Raw genomic sequence first — 16,501 nt, forward strand, 5'->3', positions numbered from 1 at the left:
ACCCCCACCCCACCCCGGCCCTCGGCCCCGCACCCTCTGGAGGCTGGGGTCATTTCTAACCAGTCAAAGGTCATGACAGTGGTTAGTGTTACCTACAGCCTCCAGCAACCACCCATCCACCCACCCCCGCCCACTCACCGTTGGCCGCTGAGCCGAGGTGGCGTGCCGGCGAGACGCGAACGCGCCCCTCCGTACCGGCCCGCAACGCAGTACAGGTACGGGCATACGTACCTGGCCACCCGTTCCTCCGGGCCGCTCGCTCGCTTCTGAAACGGGCTGGAGCGGCCCTAGTCAAGGGTGGAGCGGAGCGGAATCGGCGTAGCCGACGCGACCGCAGGGAGCGCCCTTTACTCGGGCCGTGGAAGCCCGACACTGACCAAGAAGCGAGTGGCCCAACGTCCACTGTGAAGCGCCGGGAATGCGAAAGGGCCGCCGTACCCCGAGGGATACGGCAGCCCTTTGTTGTGTCGCCGTAGGCGCGTGTCAGTGGACGTCGCCCATGAGTTCCCTGACCTTCTTGCGGTACATCCAGACCGCCGCGCCCGCGAGGACCGCGAGGGCGGCTTCGAGGGTGACGATGCCCGTCTTGTTCAGGTTGACGCCGGCGATGGACAGGAGGCCTGTCGTGGCGTCGCCTGCCGTGACCGCCAGGAACCAGACGCCCATCATCTGGGAGGCGTACTTCGCGGGAGCCATCTTCGTGGTGACGGACAGGCCGACGGGGGAGAGGGTCAACTCGCCGACCGTCTGGACGAAGTAGATCGCCACGAGCCACATCGCCGCCGCCTTGTGACCGCCGTCGGCGATCGCGAGCGGGGCCAGGAAGAGGAAGAAGGACGCGCCGATCAGGACCAGACCCATCGCGAACTTCGTCGCCGTGCTCGGCTCCTTGCCCCGGCGGGCCAGGGCCAGCCAGGCCCAGGCGAAGACCGGGGCCAGGGCCATGATGAGGACCGGGTTGACCGACTGGTACCAGGAGATCGGGAAGTTCCAGCCGAAGACGGTGTTCTTCGCGGAGGAGTCGGCGAACAGGGACACCGTCGAGCCGCCCTGGTCGTAGATCATCCAGAAGACGGCCGCGGCGACGAAGAACCAGATGTACGCGGACATCTTCGACTGGTCGGCGCGGTCGAGGTCCTTGTCGCGCTTGATGCGGGCGATGACCAGGACGGGGATCAGCAGGCCGGCGACGGTGATCGGGACCAGCAGCCAGTTCAGCGTGTAGTGGCCGGAGAGGCCGACGATCGCGTAGAAGACGACCGCGACGGCCGCCCAGAACGCCGACTTGCGCAGCGTGGCCGCCTTCTCCTCGGCGGACAGCGGCGTGGGGACGATGTCCGAGCGGGAGCTGAGGTGACGCGTGCCGAGCAGGTACTGGGCGAGGCCGAGGGCCATGCCGACCGCGGCGAGCGCGAAGCCGAGGTGCCAGTTGACGTTCTCGCCGACGGTACCGATGGCCAGCGGCGCGGCGAACGCGCCGATGTTGATGCCGATGTAGAAGAGCGTGAAGCCACCGTCACGGCGCGGGTCGTCCGGGCCCTCGTAGAGGTGGCCGACCATCGTCGAGATGTTGGCCTTGAGCAGACCCGAGCCGATCGCCACCAGGCCCAGGCCCGCGAAGAACGTGCCCGAGGACGGCAGGGCCAGGGTGAGGTGGCCGAGCATGATGATCACGCCCGCTACGGCGACCGTCTTGCGGGGGCCGAGGACGCGGTCCGCGAACCAGCCGCCGGGGAGGGCGAGCAGGTACACGAGTGACAGGTACACCGAGTAGATCGCGGTCGCGGTGGCCGCGCTCATGTGCAGGCCGCCCGGTGCCACCAGGTACAGCGGGAGCAGAGCCTTCATGCCGTAGTAGGAGAATCGCTCCCACATCTCGGTCATGAAGAGAGTGGCCAGTCCGCGGGGGTGGCCGAAGAAGGTCTTCTCGGAACCGGGGGTGCCCGGAGTCACCGAGTCCTTCGTCAGGCTGGACGCCATGGTCGATCCTTGCTGGTTCGGGACGCGCGTGCAGGAGCGGTCGCGCGCCCGGTGGGGGGCGGCCGGCACCGGCGGGATCGGCACGTCCGTCCCCACGCCCTCGGGGAGTCCGCCCCGGGTCACGGGACGGTGGACGGCGACCACCGGGATCCACGCCCTGCGCGTACTGCGCTCGGGCCCGGCCACAGGTCATTCCTTTCAAGGCTGGCGACAGCCAGCCCGCACACAAAAGAGACCTTCAGCTGTAAATGCTCGCCAAAGGTCACCGGTGTTGCTACAGGCGTTCAGGTCACCATACGGCAGGACACCGCCGGAAATGGAAGGACTTGAGACATCGATCACAGGGATAAGTGGAACCGTGGTCGATCTTTTGAAGGTGAATACAAGGATGGCATCCCACAGACACAGGTTCGGACCAGATTCTTCACCGCTGCGAATCCGACTTGCCCCAAGGTAAGAATCACTCGTGGCGATCACACCCCGACCGCTGTCCGAGGCGGACTACCATCACCTCATGACCCGTGTACTGCTCGCCGAGGACGACGCGTCCATCTCGGAGCCGCTGGCCCGCGCTTTGCGACGGGAAGGTTACGAGGTCGAGGTGCGCGAGGACGGACCGACAGCGCTCGACGCCGGCATCCAGGGCGGCATCGACCTGTGTGTCCTGGACCTGGGCCTGCCCGGCATGGACGGCCTGGAAGTGGCCCGCCGACTGCGCGCCGAGGGCCACACCGTCCCCATCCTCATCCTGACCGCGCGCGCCGACGAGGTGGACACCGTCGTCGGCCTCGACGCGGGCGCCGACGACTACGTCACCAAACCCTTCCGGCTCGCCGAACTGCTCGCCCGCGTCCGGGCCCTGCTCCGGCGCGGTGCGGCCGAGCCCGCGCAGCCGCCCGCCACGCACGGCGTCCGTATCGACGTCGAGTCCCACCGTGCGTGGATGGGCGACGAGGAACTCCAGCTCACCGCCAAGGAGTTCGACCTGCTGCGGGTTCTTGTGCGGGACGCCGGGCGAGTGGTGACTCGTGACCAGTTGATGCGCGAGGTGTGGGACACGACGTGGTGGTCGTCGACCAAGACCCTCGACATGCACATCTCCTGGCTGCGGAAGAAGCTCGGTGACGATGCCGCGAACCCCCGGTACATCGCGACGGTGCGGGGTGTCGGTTTCCGGTTCGAGAAGAGCTAGCCCGGTTTACGCGCGTCATCGCCATGGTGGCTTGGGTGGGTGTGCGGGTGCTGGCTGCGTGTGGCTGGTCGCGCAGTTCCCCGCGCCCCTGAAGCGCCCCTAAAGGGGCGTTGACGTCACCCTTTCTCGGAGAGTCCCGTGCGTCGTCGTCTTATTCAGTCCACCCTCGCCGTCGTGCTCGTGGTGATCGCTGTCTTTGGTGTGTCTCTTGTCATCGTGGAGACGCGGACCATCAGCAACAGCGCCCAGGAACGGGTGGATTCCGAGGCGCTCAGGCTGGCCAGCATCGTGGACAGCCGGATTCTCGGGGCGGAGATCGTCGACTCCGAGGTGTTGCGTACGCAGGTCACGGAGGACCGGTACGCCGTGATCCGGATCCCGGGTGATCCGGTGATCGAGGTCGGTACCAAGCCGGCCGGTGACGTCATCCGCTCCACCGCCAAGGGCGAGGAGGGCGAGACGGTCACCGTGGAGGAGCCGCGGTCGACCGTCACCCGGGAGGTCGGGCGGACGCTGCTCATCATCGGCGCCGTCGCCCTGCTCGCCGTGGTCGCCGCCGTACTGCTCGCCGTACGGCAGGCCAACCGGCTCGCCTCGCCGCTCACCGACCTCGCGGAGACCGCGGAGCGGCTCGGTTCCGGTGACCCGCGGCCCCGGCACAAGCGGTACAGCGTGCCGGAGTTGGACCGGGTCGCCGACGTCCTCGACTCCTCCGCCGAGCGGATCGCCCGCATGCTCACCGCCGAGCGACGGCTGGCTGCCGATGCCTCACACCAGTTGCGTACGCCGCTGACCGCCCTGTCCATGCGGCTGGAGGAGATCACCCTCACCGACGACCCGGACACGGTGAAGGAGGAGGCGACGATCGCGCTGACGCAGGTCGAGCGGCTCACTGATGTCGTGGAGCGGTTGCTCACCAACGCGCGTGATCCTCGTACCGGGTCCGCCGTCTCCTTCGACCTCGACGAGGTCATCCAGCAGCAGCTCGCCGAGTGGCGGCCCGCCTACCGCAGCGAGGGCCGCGCGATCGTCAGCTCGGGCAAGCGGCATCTCCAGGCCGTCGGCACCCCGGGCGCCGTCGCGCAGGTGCTGGCCGCGCTGATCGAGAACTCCCTGATGCACGGCGGCGGCACGGTCGCTCTGCGCACCCGCGTCACCGGCAACCAGGCCGTCGTAGAAGTCACGGACGAGGGGCCCGGGGTCCCTACGGACCTCGGTGCGCGCATCTTCGAGCGGACGATCAGTGGCCGCAACTCCACGGGGATCGGGCTGGCCGTCGCGCGGGATCTCGCGGAGGCGGACGGCGGGCGGCTGGAGATGCTGCAGGCGCAGCCGCCGGTGTTCGGGCTGTTCCTGTCGCGTACGCCGCCGACGAAGCGGCTGCCCGTGGACGAGGACGAGCCCACGGTCCGCTAGGGGCCGGAGGGGGTGGGCTGTTCAGCTCACGTGCTGCTTGGGGCGGGGCAGCGGCTCACGCTGGGGCTCGATGAGGGGGGCCTCCGTCTTCGCGACGGGTTCCCCGGCCTCACCCTCGTCCTCCACCGGCAGCGCCTTGAACACCCAGCTGCGGTACGACCAGAAGCGGAACAGCGTCGCGATGCCGATGCCGAGCACCTTGAAGACGTTGCGCTGCAGCGAGCTGTCCCAGCCGAAGCCGTAGATCGCGGCGAACAGGATGCCGTTCTCGATCACCAGGCCGACCAGGCTGAACGCCAGGAACAGGCTCAGTTCCTTGGTGCGGGCGCTCTTGTCGCGGTCACGGTAGGTGAAGTACCGGAAGCCGACGTAGTTGCACGCGATGGCGACGATCGTCGCGATCACGTTGGCGCGCACGGCCTGCAGGCTGGTCAGATGCCACAGCAGGTTGGAGACCGCGAAGTTCACCACGGTGCCCACCACGCCCACCGCGCCGAACTTGGCGACCTCGCGGGCGAGCCGTTTGAAAGGCCCTTCGGAACCAGGCTCCATGGTTGTGCAGGCCCCCGTCTTCTCGGATTCTCGACCCAGCCATGCTAACCACCGCTTTCCCCCGGCGCCCGTGAAGCCGCTCACAGGTCGGGAAGAGACCCGGAAAAGAACGGTAAGAGGTACGGAAATCAGGCCGCCGTGGCGTGACCGATACTCTGGGGGAGTGACGTTCCCGGTAGTCGGCATGGTCGGCGGGGGGCAGCTCGCTCGTATGACACACGAGGCGGGCATCCCGCTCGGCATCAAATTCAAGCTCCTCAGTGACACCCCTCAGGATTCCGCGGCGCAGGTCGTCGGCGATGTCGTCATCGGCGACTACCGCGACCTCGACACGCTGCGTGACTTCGCGCGGGGCTGCGACGTGATCACCTTCGATCACGAACACGTACCCACCGAGCATCTGCGCGCTCTGGAGGCGGACGGCATCCCCGTGCGCCCCGGCCCGGACGCGCTCGTGCACGCCCAGGACAAGGGCGTGATGCGGGCGAAGCTCGTCGAGATCGGGGTGCCGTGCCCGCGGCACCGGCTTGTCAGCGATCCGGTGGATGTCGTCGCGTTCGCGGCCGAAGGGGACGGCTTTCCCGTCGTCCTCAAGACCGTCCGCGGCGGTTACGACGGCAAGGGCGTGTGGGTCGTCGACTCCGCGGAGGAGGCCGCCGAGCCGTTCCGCGCCGGTGTTCCGGTCCTCGCCGAGGAGAAGGTCGACTTCGTGCGGGAGCTGGCGGCGAACGTCGTACGGTCCCCGCACGGGCAGGCCGTCGCCTATCCCGTCGTCGAGTCCCAGCAGGTCAACGGCGTCTGCGACACGGTCATCGCGCCCGCCCCCGACCTGGACGAGTCCCTCGCGCTCCGGGCCGAGGAGATGGCGCTGCGCATCGCCAAGGAACTCGGGGTCGTCGGCCATCTCGCCGTCGAGCTGTTCCAGACCCGCGACGGTCGCATCCTGGTCAACGAACTCGCCATGCGCCCGCACAACTCCGGTCACTGGACCCAGGACGGCGCGATCACCAGCCAGTTCGCCAACCACGTCCGCGCGGTCCTCGACCTCCCGCTGGGCGATCCGCGGGCACGTGACACATGGACCGTCATGTGTAACGTTCTCGGCGGCGACTACCCGGACATGTACTCCGCGTACCTGCACTGCATGGCCCGGGACCCCCAGCTGAAGATCCACATGTACGGCAAGGACGTGAAGCCCGGCCGCAAGGTGGGCCACGTCAACACCTACGGCGACGACCTGGACGACGTCCTGGACCGCGCCCGTCACGCAGCCGGCTATCTGAGAGGCACGATCACCGAATGAGCCCCGTCGCAGGACCCGTCGTAGGAATCGTCATGGGGTCGGACTCCGACTGGTCCGTCATGGAGGGCGCCGCGAAGGCCCTCGACGAGTTCGAGATCGCGTACGAGGTCGACGTCCTCTCCGCGCACCGCATGCCCCGCGAGATGATCACGTACGGCGAGCGCGCCGACGGCCGCGGCCTCAAGGTGATCATCGCGGGCGCGGGCGGCGCCGCCCACCTCCCCGGCATGCTCGCCTCGGTGACCCCGCTGCCGGTGATCGGCGTCCCCGTGCCGCTGAAGTACCTGGACGGCATGGACTCGCTGCTGTCCATCGTGCAGATGCCGGCCGGTGTCCCCGTCGCCACCGTCTCGGTCGCCGGCGCGCGCAACGCGGGCCTGCTCGCCGCGCGGATCCTGGCCACGCACGACGACGAACTCCTCGTCCGCATGCGGGACTTCCAGCAGGAGCTCAACGACCAGGCCACCGAGAAGGGCAAGCGCCTGCGCGCCAAGGCCGAGGGCACCGGCAGCGGCTTCGGCTTCGGGAAGTGACGGCGATGACGTCACTGGACCAAGCCCGGGAGCTGCTCCGCGAGTTCCCGGTCGTCGACGGGCACAACGACCTGCCCTGGGCGCTGCGCAAGCAGGTCGATTACGACCTCGACGCCCGCGACATCGCCGTCCACCAGAACGCCCATCTGCACACCGACATCCCGCGCCTGCGCGAGGGCGGCGTCGGCGCGCAGTACTGGTCGGTGTACGTCCGCTCGGACCTGCCCGACCCGGTGCCGATGACGCTGGAACAGATCGACTGCGTACGGCAGTTGCTCGCCCGCTACCCGCAGGACCTGGCGCCCGCGCTGACCGCCGCGGACATGGAGTCGGCGCGCGGGGAGGGCCGTATCGCCTCCCTGATGGGCGCGGAGGGCGGGCACTCGATCGCCAACTCCCTCGGCACGCTGCGGGGGTTGTACGCCCTCGGCGTCCGCTACATGACCCTCACCCACAACGACAACGTGGCGTGGGCGGACTCGGCGACGGACGAGCCGGGGGTCGGCGGACTGTCGGCGTTCGGGCGTGAGGTCGTGCGGGAGATGAACCGCGAGGGCATGCTCGTCGACCTCTCGCACGTGGCGGCGACGACCATGCGCGCCGCGCTGGACACGTCGACGGCCCCGGTGATCTTCTCCCACTCGTCGGCGAGGGCGGTCTGTGATCACCCGCGCAACATCCCTGACGACGTGCTGGAGCGGCTGCCGGGCAACGGCGGCATGGCGATGGTGACGTTCGTGCCGAAGTTCGTGCTCCAGGCCGCCGTCGACTGGACCGCCGCGGCCGACGACAACATGCGCGCGCACGGCCTGCACCACCTGGAGACCACGGAGGAGGCGATGAAGGTGCACCGCGCCTTCGAGGAGCTCCACCCGCGCCCGGTCGCCACGGTCTCCACGGTCGCCGACCACCTCGACCACATGCGTGAGGTCGCGGGCGTCGACCACCTCGGCATCGGCGGCGACTACGACGGCACGGCCTTCACCCCGGACGGCCTGAACGACGTCTCCGGCTACCCGAACCTCATCGCCGAGCTGCTGGACCGCGGCTGGTCCAAGGCCGACCTCGCCAAGCTGACCTGGAAGAACGCGGTACGGGTGCTGGGCGCGGCCGAGGACGTGGCGCGCGGGATCCAGGCGACGCGGGGGCCGTCGAACGCGACGATCGAGTCGCTGGACGGCTGATTGGCGCGGCGCGGGAGCGCCCACTCCCGCGCCGTACCCCGAACGCCCCGCCCACCAGGTGGCCCCCTTGCGGGCGTGCGACGGTGACCGTACTGCCGTAACGACGTACGGAGCCCGCCATGGCCGACCTCCAGGACCAACTGCACGCGACGACCGAGGTCGGCGAGCTCGACGACTTGGTCCACGAGCCCTTTCCCGGCGGGCCGTTCCCGCCGGACACCGCGGAACCGTACGACCCCGTCTCCGACCCGGCCGCCGCCCCGCTGGAGCGCGCGCACGCCATCCTCGCCGCGCACCCGGTCGCGGACGGCTACAGCGGGCTGCCGTGGGCGCTGCGGCACCTGCCGTGGTTCGACCTGGAGCTGGGGGAGAGTTCCGTGGACACCGATGTGCCGCGGCTGCGCGAGGGGCATGTCGGCGCACTGTTCTGGTCGCTGCACCTGCCCGAGGGGCTGGCCGGCGACCGGGCGGTCGGCGCCACCCTGGAACAGCTCGACCTGGTGAACACGGTGGTCCGCGCCCACCCCGAGGGCCTGCGCCTCGCGTACACCGCCGGTGAGACCACCGACGTGCGCCACTGCGGCCGTATCGCCGTGCTGCTCGGCCCCGCCGGGGCCACCGCGCTCGGCGACTCCCTGGGCATCCTGCGCTCCCTGCACGCGCTGGGTCTACGGGTCCTCACACTGTCCGGGGTGTCCTGGGCGAGCGAGGCCGGGCTGACCCGGTTCGGCGAGGAGGTCGTCCGCGAGATGAACCGCCTCGGCGTGCTCGCCGACCTCTCGGGCGCCTCCGACGGCACGATCCGCCGCACCCTCGCGGTCTCGAAGGCGCCGGTGCTGTTCACCCGCTCCGCCGCCCGCTCGCTGCGCCCGCACCCGGCCAACCTCTCCGACGAACTCCTCGCCGCGGTCGGCGCCGCCAAGGGCCTGTGCATGGTGCCGCTCACCGCCGAACAGACCGGGCCGTCCGTCCGGGACGTCGCCGACCACCTCGACCACGTCCACGAGGTCGCGGGCCGCGAGTGCGTCGCCCTGTCCGGCACGTACGACGCCGGCACGGCCCACCCGCAGGACCTGGCCGACGCCTCCTGCTACCCGAACCTCATCGCCGAGCTCCTGCACCGCGGCTGGTCCGAGCCCGACCTGGCCCTCCTCAGCTGGGGCAACGTCCAACGCGCCCTGCGCAGCGCCGACTTCACGGCCCGCGCCGCCCAGCAGCGCCGCGAGCCGTCGACGGCGAAGATCGCCGAGCTGGACGGGTAACACGCGGTTCCACGGGTTCTACGGGTGGTCGATCCGGCAGAGGCAGAAGGGATGCCCTGCCGGATCGGCGTACACCCGGAAGTCCTCCTTGTCCTCCTGGTGCAACGGCCGAGCGCCGAGCGCCAGCGCCTTCGCCTCCGCGACCTCCAGCTGCTCCCAGGTCGGCCCGGAGTCGAAGTCGAGATGGAACTGCTGCGGCCGGTCCGCGCGCGGCCACTGGGGCGGGACGTACTCCGCCACCCGCTGGAAGGCGAGCCGGGGCCCGTCCGGAATGTCGAGTACGACCCACTCGTCGTCGGCGGCGCGGGGCGTACCGCCGAGGATCCCGGCGTAGAACGCGGCGAGCGCGAGCGGGTCGGGGCAGTCGAGCACGGTGGAACGGAAACGTGCCACGGCGGACATGGTGACCTCCAGAGTCTCGGGGTACGGGGGCTGGTCAGCAGGCGCAGAGGCAGAACGGGTGCCCCGCCGGGTCGGCGTACACGCGCCACGTGCGCGAGCGGTCCTCGGTCTCCAGCGGCGTCGCGCCCAGCGCCAGGACGCCCTTCTCGGCCGCGTCCAGGTCCGTGACGGTCAGGTCGAGGTGGAACTGCTGGGAGTCGCCGGCCGCGGGCCACTTCGGCGGTACGTGTCCGGGGGCCTCCTGGAACGCCAGCGTCCGCCCGCCCGGCAGTTTCAGGTCCACCCAGTCGCCGCCGTCCTCGTCCTCGACGGTGCCGCCCAGGATCCCGGCGTAGAAGGCGGCGAGCGCGCGCGGATCGGGACAGTCCAGGACGACGGCACCCAGTTCGGCGATGGCCATGACGGACTCCTTCGGGTTACCCATACATGCCGTTAGGAGGTAACGGTTACTGCATGCTCTCGCATTGGAGGTAACGTCGCAAGCATGAAGTGGTCGCAGCCATGAGTGAACGAGGTCCCGCCCCCGGCGGCCTGGCCCTGATCGAGGCCCTGGTGAACACGCTGGACATCGAGGCGGGAGCCGACGCGCTCGACACGGAGGACGGCCGGACCCCCTTCGGGCTCACCGCGCACCAGGTTCCGCACGCCCGCGAACTCCGCGAGTCCCTGCGCGCCACGTTGCTGGCCCACGCGGGCCACCCCGCGCACCAGGACGTGACCCTGCTCGGTGAACTCCTCGCCCGGGCCCCGCTGTTGATCGAGTTCGACGCCCACGACGGCTCCGCCCGCCTCACCCCCGCCGACGCGGAACCCCTGCTCTCCCGCGTGGCGGCGGCGATCGCCGGGTCGCTGGTCGAGGGAACCTGGCCCCGCCTCAAGGCCTGCGAGGCGCCGACCTGCCATTGGGCGTACTACGACCGCAGCCCGGCGGGCCGGGGCCGTTGGTGCTCGATGGCGGTCTGCGGTTCGCGCGCGAAGATGCGCCGCTACCGCGCCAAGTAGCCCTCAGGGAAGGCGACTTGAGCGGTCCTGACGCCCAGCACGGTCCAGTGGTGCAGAATGCAGCCAGACGCCGGTCCGGCCGACTGAGCCTCGGCCGGACCGGCGTCGTCCGGCCGACCGCGTGCTATGCCGTGGGGCGCCCCATCGCGCGGAACGTCCAGCCCGCCTTGCGCCACAGTGCCGGGTCGAGTGCGTTGCGGCCGTCCAGGACCACCCGGGCGCGGACGGCCTCGCCGAGGGCCGCCGGGTCCAGTTCGCGGAACTCGCGCCACTCCGTCAGGTGCAGGACGACATCGGCGCCGCGCACGGCCTCGACGGCGGTGTCGGCGTAGCCCAGCGTCGGGAAGAGCCGTAGCGCGTTGGGCATGCCCTTCGGGTCGTACACGGTGACCTGGCCGCCCTGGAGGTGGATCTGGCCGGCGACGTTCAGGGCGGGGGAGTCGCGTACGTCGTCCGAGTCGGGCTTGAAGGTCGCGCCGAGTACGGCGACCCGCTTGCCCAGGAAGGACCCGCCGCCGAGCGCCTCGCGGGCCATCTCGACCATCTGGCCGCGCCGCCGCATGTTGATGGAGTCGATCTCGCGGAGGAAGGTCAGCGCCTGGTCGGCACCCAGTTCACCTGCCCGCGCCATGAACGCCCGGATGTCCTTCGGGAGGCAGCCCCCGCCGAAGCCGATGCCGGCCCGCAGGAACTTCTTCCCGATCCGCTCGTCGTGCCCGATGGCCTCCGCCAGCTTCACGACATCGCCGTCCGCGGCCTCGCAGACCTCGGCCATCGCGTTGATGAAGGAGATCTTCGTGGCGAGGAAGGAGTTCGCGGCCGTCTTCACCAGCTCGGCGGTCGGGAAGTCCGTCACGACGAACGGCGACCCGGCCGCGATCGGCGAGGCGTACACCTCGCGCAGCAGCCTCTCGGCCCGCTCGCTCCGTACGCCGACCACGATCCGGTCCGGGTGCAGCGTGTCCTGGACGGCGAAGCCCTCGCGCAGGAACTCCGGGTTCCAGGCCAGCTCGGCGTCCGCACCGACGGGCGCGTGCTCGGCGAGGTAGGCGGCCAGCCGGTCCGCCGAGCCGACGGGCACGGTGGACTTGCCGACGACCAGCGCGGGCCGGGTGAGGTGCGGGGCGAGCAGCTCGAAGGCCCGGTCGACGTACGACATGTCGCAGGCGTACTCGCCGTGCTTCTGCGGGGTGTTCGTGCACATGAAGTGGACGTCGCCGAACTCCGCGACCTCGGCCCAGTCCATGGTGAAGCGCAGCCGCCCGGTGGAACCCTCGATCCCGGCGACGTGCTTGCGCAACAGCTCCTCGAGCCCCGGTTCGTACATCGGGACCTCACCCCGCTGGAGCATCTCGATCTTCTCGGGGACGACGTCAAGGCCCAGCACCTCGTAGCCCAGCTCGGCCATGGCCGCGGCGTGCGTGGCGCCGAGATAGCCGGTGCCGATCACGGTGATCTTGAGGGCCATGAGTGCTCCAGAAGGGGTACGGGGGCGATGCGCGCCCGAGCATAACCGGCGCTCTCACCGGGCACCTTTCGCCCTGTCGCCAAGCTCACGTATCCCTCCCGTGGGCGGGCCCCTAAAATTTGGGTTACTTAACGGTAATTAGCACTGTGATCACAGCGTCCTTGGAGCGTGAGAGACCTTGGCCGGATCGGCTGACTTCGACCTGTACCGCCCGTCGGAGGAGCACGACATGCTCCGCGACGCGATCCGTTCCCTGGCCGAGGCGAAGATCGCGCCGTACGCCGCAGCGGTCGACGAGGAGTCCCGCTTCCCCCAGGAGGCCCTCGACGCCCTCGTCGCGAACGACCTGCACGCCGTCCACGTCCCCGAGGAGTACGGCGGCACCGGCGCGGACGCCCTTGCCACGGTGATCGTGATCGAGGAGGTGGCACGCGTGTGTGCGTCCTCCTCCCTCATCCCCGCGGTGAACAAGCTGGGCTCGCTCCCGGTGATCCTCTCGGGCTCCGAGGACCTGAAGAAGCGGTACATGACCCCGCTCGCCAAGGGCGACGCGATGTTCTCGTACGCCCTCTCCGAGCCGGACGCGGGCTCGGACGCGGCCGGCATGAAGACGAAGGCCGTCCGCGACGGCGACCACTACATCCTCAACGGCGTGAAGCGCTGGATCACCAACGCGGGCGTCTCCGAGTACTACACGGTGATGGCGGTCACGGACCCCGAGAAGCGCTCCAAGGGCATCAGCGCCTTCGTCGTCGAGAAGTCCGACGAGGGCGTCTCCTTCGGCGCCCCGGAGAAGAAGCTCGGCATCAAGGGCTCCCCGACCCGCGAGGTCTACCTCGACAACGTCCGCATCCCCGCCGACCGCATGATCGGCGCCGAGGGCACCGGCTTCGCCACGGCGATGAAGACCCTGGACCACACCCGCATCACCATCGCGGCCCAGGCCCTCGGCATCGCCCAGGGCGCCCTCGACTACGCCAAGGGCTACGTCAAGGAGCGCAAGCAGTTCGGCAAGCCGATCGCCGACTTCCAGGGCATCCAGTTCATGCTCGCCGACATGGCCATGAAGATCGAGGCCGCCCGCGCCCTCACCTACCAGGCCGCGGCGGCCTCGGAGCGCGGCGACAAGAACCTCACCTTCCAGGGCGCGGCGGCCAAGTGCTTCGCCTCGGACGTCGCCATGGAGGTCACCGTCGACGCCGTCCAGCTCCTCGGCGGCTACGGCTACACCCGCGACTACCCGGTCGAGCGCATGATGCGCGACGCCAAGATCACCCAGATCTACGAGGGCACGAACCAGGTCCAGCGGATCGTGATGGCACGCAACCTGCCGTAGCCGACGGGCAGTTACGAGCGGCATCGAGGGCACCCCCGGTCTCCCGGCGGGTGCCCTCACCGTTTCGTCGGGCATGCTGCGGCCATGACCGACCCGACACAGCGCCAGACCCAGACCGCCTTCGACACCGCCGAACGCACCATGTGGTCCGGCCGCGCCCACGCCTACGCGGCGAGCTTCGCCCGGCTCTGTGCACACCCAGTGGAGCGGCTCCTGGACGCCGCCGGGATCCAGACGGGGACGTACGTCCTCGACGTCGGCACCGGGACCGGTACGGTCGCCCTGGCCGCGCTGGCGCGAGGCGCACGGGTGTCCGCCGTGGACGCCGATGCCGGGATGGTGGCGGTCGCGCGGGCGGGGGGTGTGGAGGCGCGGGTCGCCGCACTGCCCCAACTGCCTTTCCCTGACGGCGAGTTCGAGGCGGTCGTAGGCAACTTCGTCATCAACCACGTCGGCCGCCCCCGCGCCGCCCTCACCGAACTGCGCCGCGTACTGAAGCCCGGCGGCCGGGTCGCGCTGACCTTCTGGGGCGCGCGGCGCGGTGCCGGGCAGGAGCTGTTCGGGCGGGCCTTCGCGGCGGCGGAGGCCGTGATCCCCGCGGATCTGCCGCGACTCGATCCCGCCGAGGACTTCGCGCGTACGGCGGACGGGTTCGCGGAGCTGCTCCGCGAGGCGGGCTCGGGCTTCACGGACGCCCGGGCCGTCGAGCTGGAGTGGGACCACCGCACCACCCTCGACGAGTGGTGGGGCGGGCCCGCCGCCGGTGTCGCCACCGCCGGGCTCGTCGTCACCTCGCAGGACAAAGGGACGGTCGTACGGATCAGGCGGGAGTACGAGCGGCTGGCGGGTGAATTCGCCGTAGGGGGACATGAGTTGGCCCTGCCGCACATCGCCGTGCTGGCGTGCGGCAGGGCCGACTGACAGCTTCTCAGTTACCGGAGACCGTGATCTTCTGGTCGTTGTTCAGCTCGTTCACCAGCGTCTTCACCTTCGCCTTGTCCCAGACGAGGTTGCCGCCGGTGGAGCCGGAGATCGGCATGTTCATGGAGGTGCCGTCGCCGCCGCTGACGCCCTTCATCGCCCAGAACATGGACGCCAGGTCCCAGAGCGACATGTCCTTGTCGACGCTCAGCGAGTCCAGGCCCGCGCCCAGCGTCGGGTAGAGCTTGAAGGGGTTCAGGAGGGTGCCCGGGGTCGCCACCTGGTGGGCAAGGGCCGACAGGAACTTCTGCTGGTTCTTCGTGCGCTGGAGGTCGGAGGCCGCGAACGCGTGCCGGGTGCGGACGAAGGCCAGGGCCTCCTCGCCGTTCAGCGTCTGCTTGCCCGCCTTGAAGTCGGCGCCCGAGTACGAGTCCTTGAAGCCCTTGTCGATGTCGATGGTGACCCCGCCGACCGCGTCCACGATGTCCGCGAAGCCGTTGAAGCCGATCTCGACGTAGTGGTCGATGTGCAGGCCCATGTTGTACTCGACGGTCCGCACGAGCAGCGTCGGGCCGTCCTCCGCGTACGCCGCGTTGAGCTTCGTCTGGCGGCCCGTGTTCTGGTACGTCTTGCCGGAGGTGGAGCCGACGTACGAGGGGATCGTCACGTTCGAGTCGCGCGGCAGCGAGATCAGGGTGTCGCCGCTGTCGCCCACGTGCAGGATCATCATCGAGTCCGTGCGCTTGCCCTCGGCGGAGCCCGTGTGCAGCTTCTTCTTCTCGGCCGCGGTCAGCCCCTCGCGGCTGTCGGAGCCGACGATCAGGTAGTTCGTGCCGTCGCCCGCCTCCGGCCGGTCGATCACCTTCGACAGGTCGACGTCGCGGTTCAGCTTGGAGTCGGCCCAGAAGTAGGTCGCCACGGAGGTCACGACCAGCACGGTGACCAGGGTGATCGCGGTCCACTTGATACGGCGGCGCCAGTTCGGGGGCCGGCGCGGGCCGCGCCCGTCGGGGCCCTCGGGGCCGCCCGGTCCGCCACCGCCGTAGACCTGGCCGGTGTTGTAGCCGTCGTACCCGTTGTTGTCGTAGCCGCCCTGGCCGTAGCCGTTCTGGCCCTCGTCATAGCCCTGGCCGTCCGTGTACGACGGCTGCGGCGGGACTCCGGCGCCGTACGGCGGGGCCTGCGGGCCGCGTCGTACCTGGCGCATCACACGTGCGCTCTCCGGCTGTGCGTTCGCGCTACCGCGTCCGTACTCGTTGCCGCGGTTGCCGCCGGACCATCCCTCGGGCCAATCGTTCATGGGGCCCAGTGTGCAGGTTGCGACCTGGTCCATTACAAGGGTCGTAGGAAAATCAGGGCACTGCTGTTGCGAAGCCAACACAAAGTCCGCAGATGTCCCCTCACATAGGGTGGCGTCCATGACAGATCTGCCGGGCAAGCCGACGTCCGCCTCCCGGACCACCCTCAGCCACATCATGACGAACGCCGACACGAACCTGCTGGGGACGGTGCACGGCGGGGTCATCATGAAGCTGGTCGACGACGCGGCGGGCGCCGTCGCCGGGCGGCACAGCGGCGGACCGGCCGTCACCGCGTCGATGGACGAGATGGCGTTCCTGGAACCGGTCCGCGTCGGCGACCTCGTCCATGTGAAGGCCCAGGTCAACTGGACCGGGCGGAGCTCCATGGAGGTCGGCGTGCGGGTCATGGCCGAGCGGTGGAACGAGTCGACCCCGGCCACCCAGGTCGGCTCCGCGTACCTCGTCTTCGCCGCCGTCGACGCCGACGGCAAGCCCCGCGCGGTGCCGCCGGTCCTCCCGGAGACCGAGCGCGACGAGCGCCGCTACCAGGAGGCCCAGATCCGCCGCACCCATCGCCTGGCCCGCCGCCGCGCCATCATGGAACTGCGCGAGAAGCGGGCCGCGGAGGGCCTCGACGACTGACGAGGGG

Annotated in this window: 16 protein-coding genes; 10 read left to right on the forward strand and 6 right to left on the reverse strand. The window is 69.9% G+C overall.

Annotated elements, in window-relative coordinates; translation table 11 throughout:
* Positions 1–483 precede the first annotated feature (483 nt).
* Positions 484–1,980, reverse strand: coding sequence for an oligopeptide:H+ symporter (locus OG504_RS31820; RefSeq protein WP_405996480.1), 1,497 nt, complete (start codon positions 1,978–1,980; stop codon positions 484–486).
* 514 nt (positions 1,981–2,494) lie between these two features.
* Between OG504_RS31820 and OG504_RS31825 the strand changes: the two genes are divergently transcribed.
* Positions 2,495–3,172 carry a response regulator transcription factor gene (locus tag OG504_RS31825; protein WP_174447603.1) on the forward strand — a complete coding sequence of 226 codons (678 nt, stop codon included), beginning with the start codon at positions 2,495–2,497 and terminating at the stop codon, positions 3,170–3,172.
* A 138-nt stretch (positions 3,173–3,310) separates the two neighbouring features.
* The gene (locus tag OG504_RS31830) at positions 3,311–4,588 is read left to right on the forward strand and encodes an ATP-binding protein (RefSeq protein ID WP_405992878.1); all 1,278 of its coding nucleotides are present in this window, start codon (positions 3,311–3,313) and stop codon (positions 4,586–4,588) included.
* A 21-nt stretch (positions 4,589–4,609) separates the two neighbouring features.
* Here OG504_RS31830 and OG504_RS31835 read toward each other — a convergent pair whose 3' ends face one another.
* Positions 4,610–5,140 carry a GtrA family protein gene (locus OG504_RS31835; RefSeq protein WP_405992879.1) on the reverse strand — a complete coding sequence of 177 codons (531 nt, stop codon included), beginning with the start codon at positions 5,138–5,140 and terminating at the stop codon, positions 4,610–4,612.
* A 163-nt stretch (positions 5,141–5,303) separates the two neighbouring features.
* On the opposite strand from OG504_RS31835, the gene OG504_RS31840 reads away from it, so the two are divergent.
* The 4 genes from OG504_RS31840 (at position 5,304) to OG504_RS31855 (ending at position 9,422) form a co-directional block, all read left to right on the forward strand.
* Positions 5,304–6,443, forward strand: a complete 1,140-nt coding sequence (locus OG504_RS31840; RefSeq protein WP_405992880.1) for a 5-(carboxyamino)imidazole ribonucleotide synthase — start codon at positions 5,304–5,306, stop codon at positions 6,441–6,443.
* On the forward strand, positions 6,440–6,976 hold the full coding sequence (gene purE, locus OG504_RS31845; RefSeq protein WP_405992881.1) for a 5-(carboxyamino)imidazole ribonucleotide mutase: 537 nt from the start codon (positions 6,440–6,442) through the stop codon (positions 6,974–6,976). The genes OG504_RS31840 and purE overlap by 4 nt, the downstream gene beginning before the upstream one ends.
* Positions 6,977–6,981: 5 nt before the next feature.
* The gene (locus OG504_RS31850) at positions 6,982–8,160 is read left to right on the forward strand and encodes a dipeptidase (RefSeq protein ID WP_405992882.1); all 1,179 of its coding nucleotides are present in this window, start codon (positions 6,982–6,984) and stop codon (positions 8,158–8,160) included.
* Between the two features lie 119 nt (positions 8,161–8,279).
* The gene (locus OG504_RS31855) at positions 8,280–9,422 is read left to right on the forward strand and encodes a dipeptidase (protein ID WP_405992883.1); all 1,143 of its coding nucleotides are present in this window, start codon (positions 8,280–8,282) and stop codon (positions 9,420–9,422) included.
* 18 nt (positions 9,423–9,440) lie between these two features.
* Here the strand turns inward: OG504_RS31855 and OG504_RS31860 are convergent, their stop codons facing one another.
* Positions 9,441–9,824, reverse strand: a complete 384-nt coding sequence (locus tag OG504_RS31860) for a VOC family protein (RefSeq protein ID WP_405992884.1) — start codon at positions 9,822–9,824, stop codon at positions 9,441–9,443.
* A gap of 34 nt (positions 9,825–9,858) precedes the next feature.
* Entirely contained in the window at positions 9,859–10,224 is a 366-nt protein-coding gene (locus OG504_RS31865; protein WP_405992885.1) for a VOC family protein, read from the reverse strand.
* Positions 10,225–10,325: 101 nt separating this feature from the next.
* Here OG504_RS31865 and OG504_RS31870 point away from each other — a divergent pair, with 101 nt between their 5' ends.
* Positions 10,326–10,826: a CGNR zinc finger domain-containing protein gene (locus OG504_RS31870; protein WP_405992886.1), complete on the forward strand. Its 501-nt coding sequence runs from the start codon at positions 10,326–10,328 to the stop codon at positions 10,824–10,826.
* 124 nt (positions 10,827–10,950) lie between these two features.
* Here the strand turns inward: OG504_RS31870 and OG504_RS31875 are convergent, their stop codons facing one another.
* Entirely contained in the window at positions 10,951–12,294 is a 1,344-nt protein-coding gene (locus OG504_RS31875) for a UDP-glucose dehydrogenase family protein (protein WP_405992887.1), read from the reverse strand.
* A 178-nt stretch (positions 12,295–12,472) separates the two neighbouring features.
* Here OG504_RS31875 and OG504_RS31880 point away from each other — a divergent pair, with 178 nt between their 5' ends.
* Together OG504_RS31880 and OG504_RS31885 are read left to right on the forward strand one after the other, a co-directional pair.
* Positions 12,473–13,630 (forward strand): acyl-CoA dehydrogenase, encoded by a 1,158-nt coding sequence (locus OG504_RS31880; RefSeq protein ID WP_317885619.1) that lies wholly within the window; start codon positions 12,473–12,475, stop codon positions 13,628–13,630.
* 84 nt (positions 13,631–13,714) lie between these two features.
* The gene (locus OG504_RS31885) at positions 13,715–14,551 is read left to right on the forward strand and encodes a class I SAM-dependent methyltransferase (RefSeq protein WP_405992888.1); all 837 of its coding nucleotides are present in this window, start codon (positions 13,715–13,717) and stop codon (positions 14,549–14,551) included.
* A 7-nt stretch (positions 14,552–14,558) separates the two neighbouring features.
* On the opposite strand, the gene OG504_RS31890 is transcribed toward OG504_RS31885, so the two are convergent.
* The gene (locus OG504_RS31890) at positions 14,559–15,851 is read right to left on the reverse strand and encodes an LCP family protein (RefSeq protein WP_405992889.1); all 1,293 of its coding nucleotides are present in this window, start codon (positions 15,849–15,851) and stop codon (positions 14,559–14,561) included.
* Between the two features lie 118 nt (positions 15,852–15,969).
* Between OG504_RS31890 and OG504_RS31895 the strand changes: the two genes are divergently transcribed.
* Positions 15,970–16,494 (forward strand): acyl-CoA thioesterase, encoded by a 525-nt coding sequence (locus OG504_RS31895; protein WP_266769310.1) that lies wholly within the window; start codon positions 15,970–15,972, stop codon positions 16,492–16,494.
* Positions 16,495–16,501: the final 7 nt, after the last annotated feature.

It is taken from the genome of Streptomyces sp. NBC_00986 (genome assembly GCF_045162565.1).
Classification (GTDB): Bacteria; Actinomycetota; Actinomycetes; order Streptomycetales; family Streptomycetaceae; genus Streptomyces.

Bases quoted from the DNA above. Each gene is read 5' to 3' on its own strand.
- OG504_RS31855 (WP_405992883.1), top strand. From the start codon at position 8,280: ATGGCCGACCTCCAGGACCAACTGCACGCGACGACCGAGGTCGGCGAG.
- purE (WP_405992881.1), top strand. From the start codon at position 6,440: ATGAGCCCCGTCGCAGGACCCGTCGTAGGAATCGTCATGGGGTCGGAC.
- OG504_RS31895 (WP_266769310.1), top strand. From the start codon at position 15,970: ATGACAGATCTGCCGGGCAAGCCGACGTCCGCCTCCCGGACCACCCTC.
- OG504_RS31890 (WP_405992889.1), bottom strand. From the start codon at position 15,851: ATGAACGATTGGCCCGAGGGATGGTCCGGCGGCAACCGCGGCAACGAG.
- OG504_RS31850 (WP_405992882.1), top strand. From the start codon at position 6,982: ATGACGTCACTGGACCAAGCCCGGGAGCTGCTCCGCGAGTTCCCGGTC.
- OG504_RS31885 (WP_405992888.1), top strand. From the start codon at position 13,715: ATGACCGACCCGACACAGCGCCAGACCCAGACCGCCTTCGACACCGCC.
- OG504_RS31865 (WP_405992885.1), bottom strand. From the start codon at position 10,224: ATGGCCATCGCCGAACTGGGTGCCGTCGTCCTGGACTGTCCCGATCCG.
- OG504_RS31835 (WP_405992879.1), bottom strand. From the start codon at position 5,140: ATGGAGCCTGGTTCCGAAGGGCCTTTCAAACGGCTCGCCCGCGAGGTC.
- OG504_RS31825 (WP_174447603.1), top strand. From the start codon at position 2,495: ATGACCCGTGTACTGCTCGCCGAGGACGACGCGTCCATCTCGGAGCCG.
- OG504_RS31820 (WP_405996480.1), bottom strand. From the start codon at position 1,980: ATGGCGTCCAGCCTGACGAAGGACTCGGTGACTCCGGGCACCCCCGGT.
- OG504_RS31860 (WP_405992884.1), bottom strand. From the start codon at position 9,824: ATGTCCGCCGTGGCACGTTTCCGTTCCACCGTGCTCGACTGCCCCGAC.
- OG504_RS31875 (WP_405992887.1), bottom strand. From the start codon at position 12,294: ATGGCCCTCAAGATCACCGTGATCGGCACCGGCTATCTCGGCGCCACG.
- OG504_RS31870 (WP_405992886.1), top strand. From the start codon at position 10,326: ATGAGTGAACGAGGTCCCGCCCCCGGCGGCCTGGCCCTGATCGAGGCC.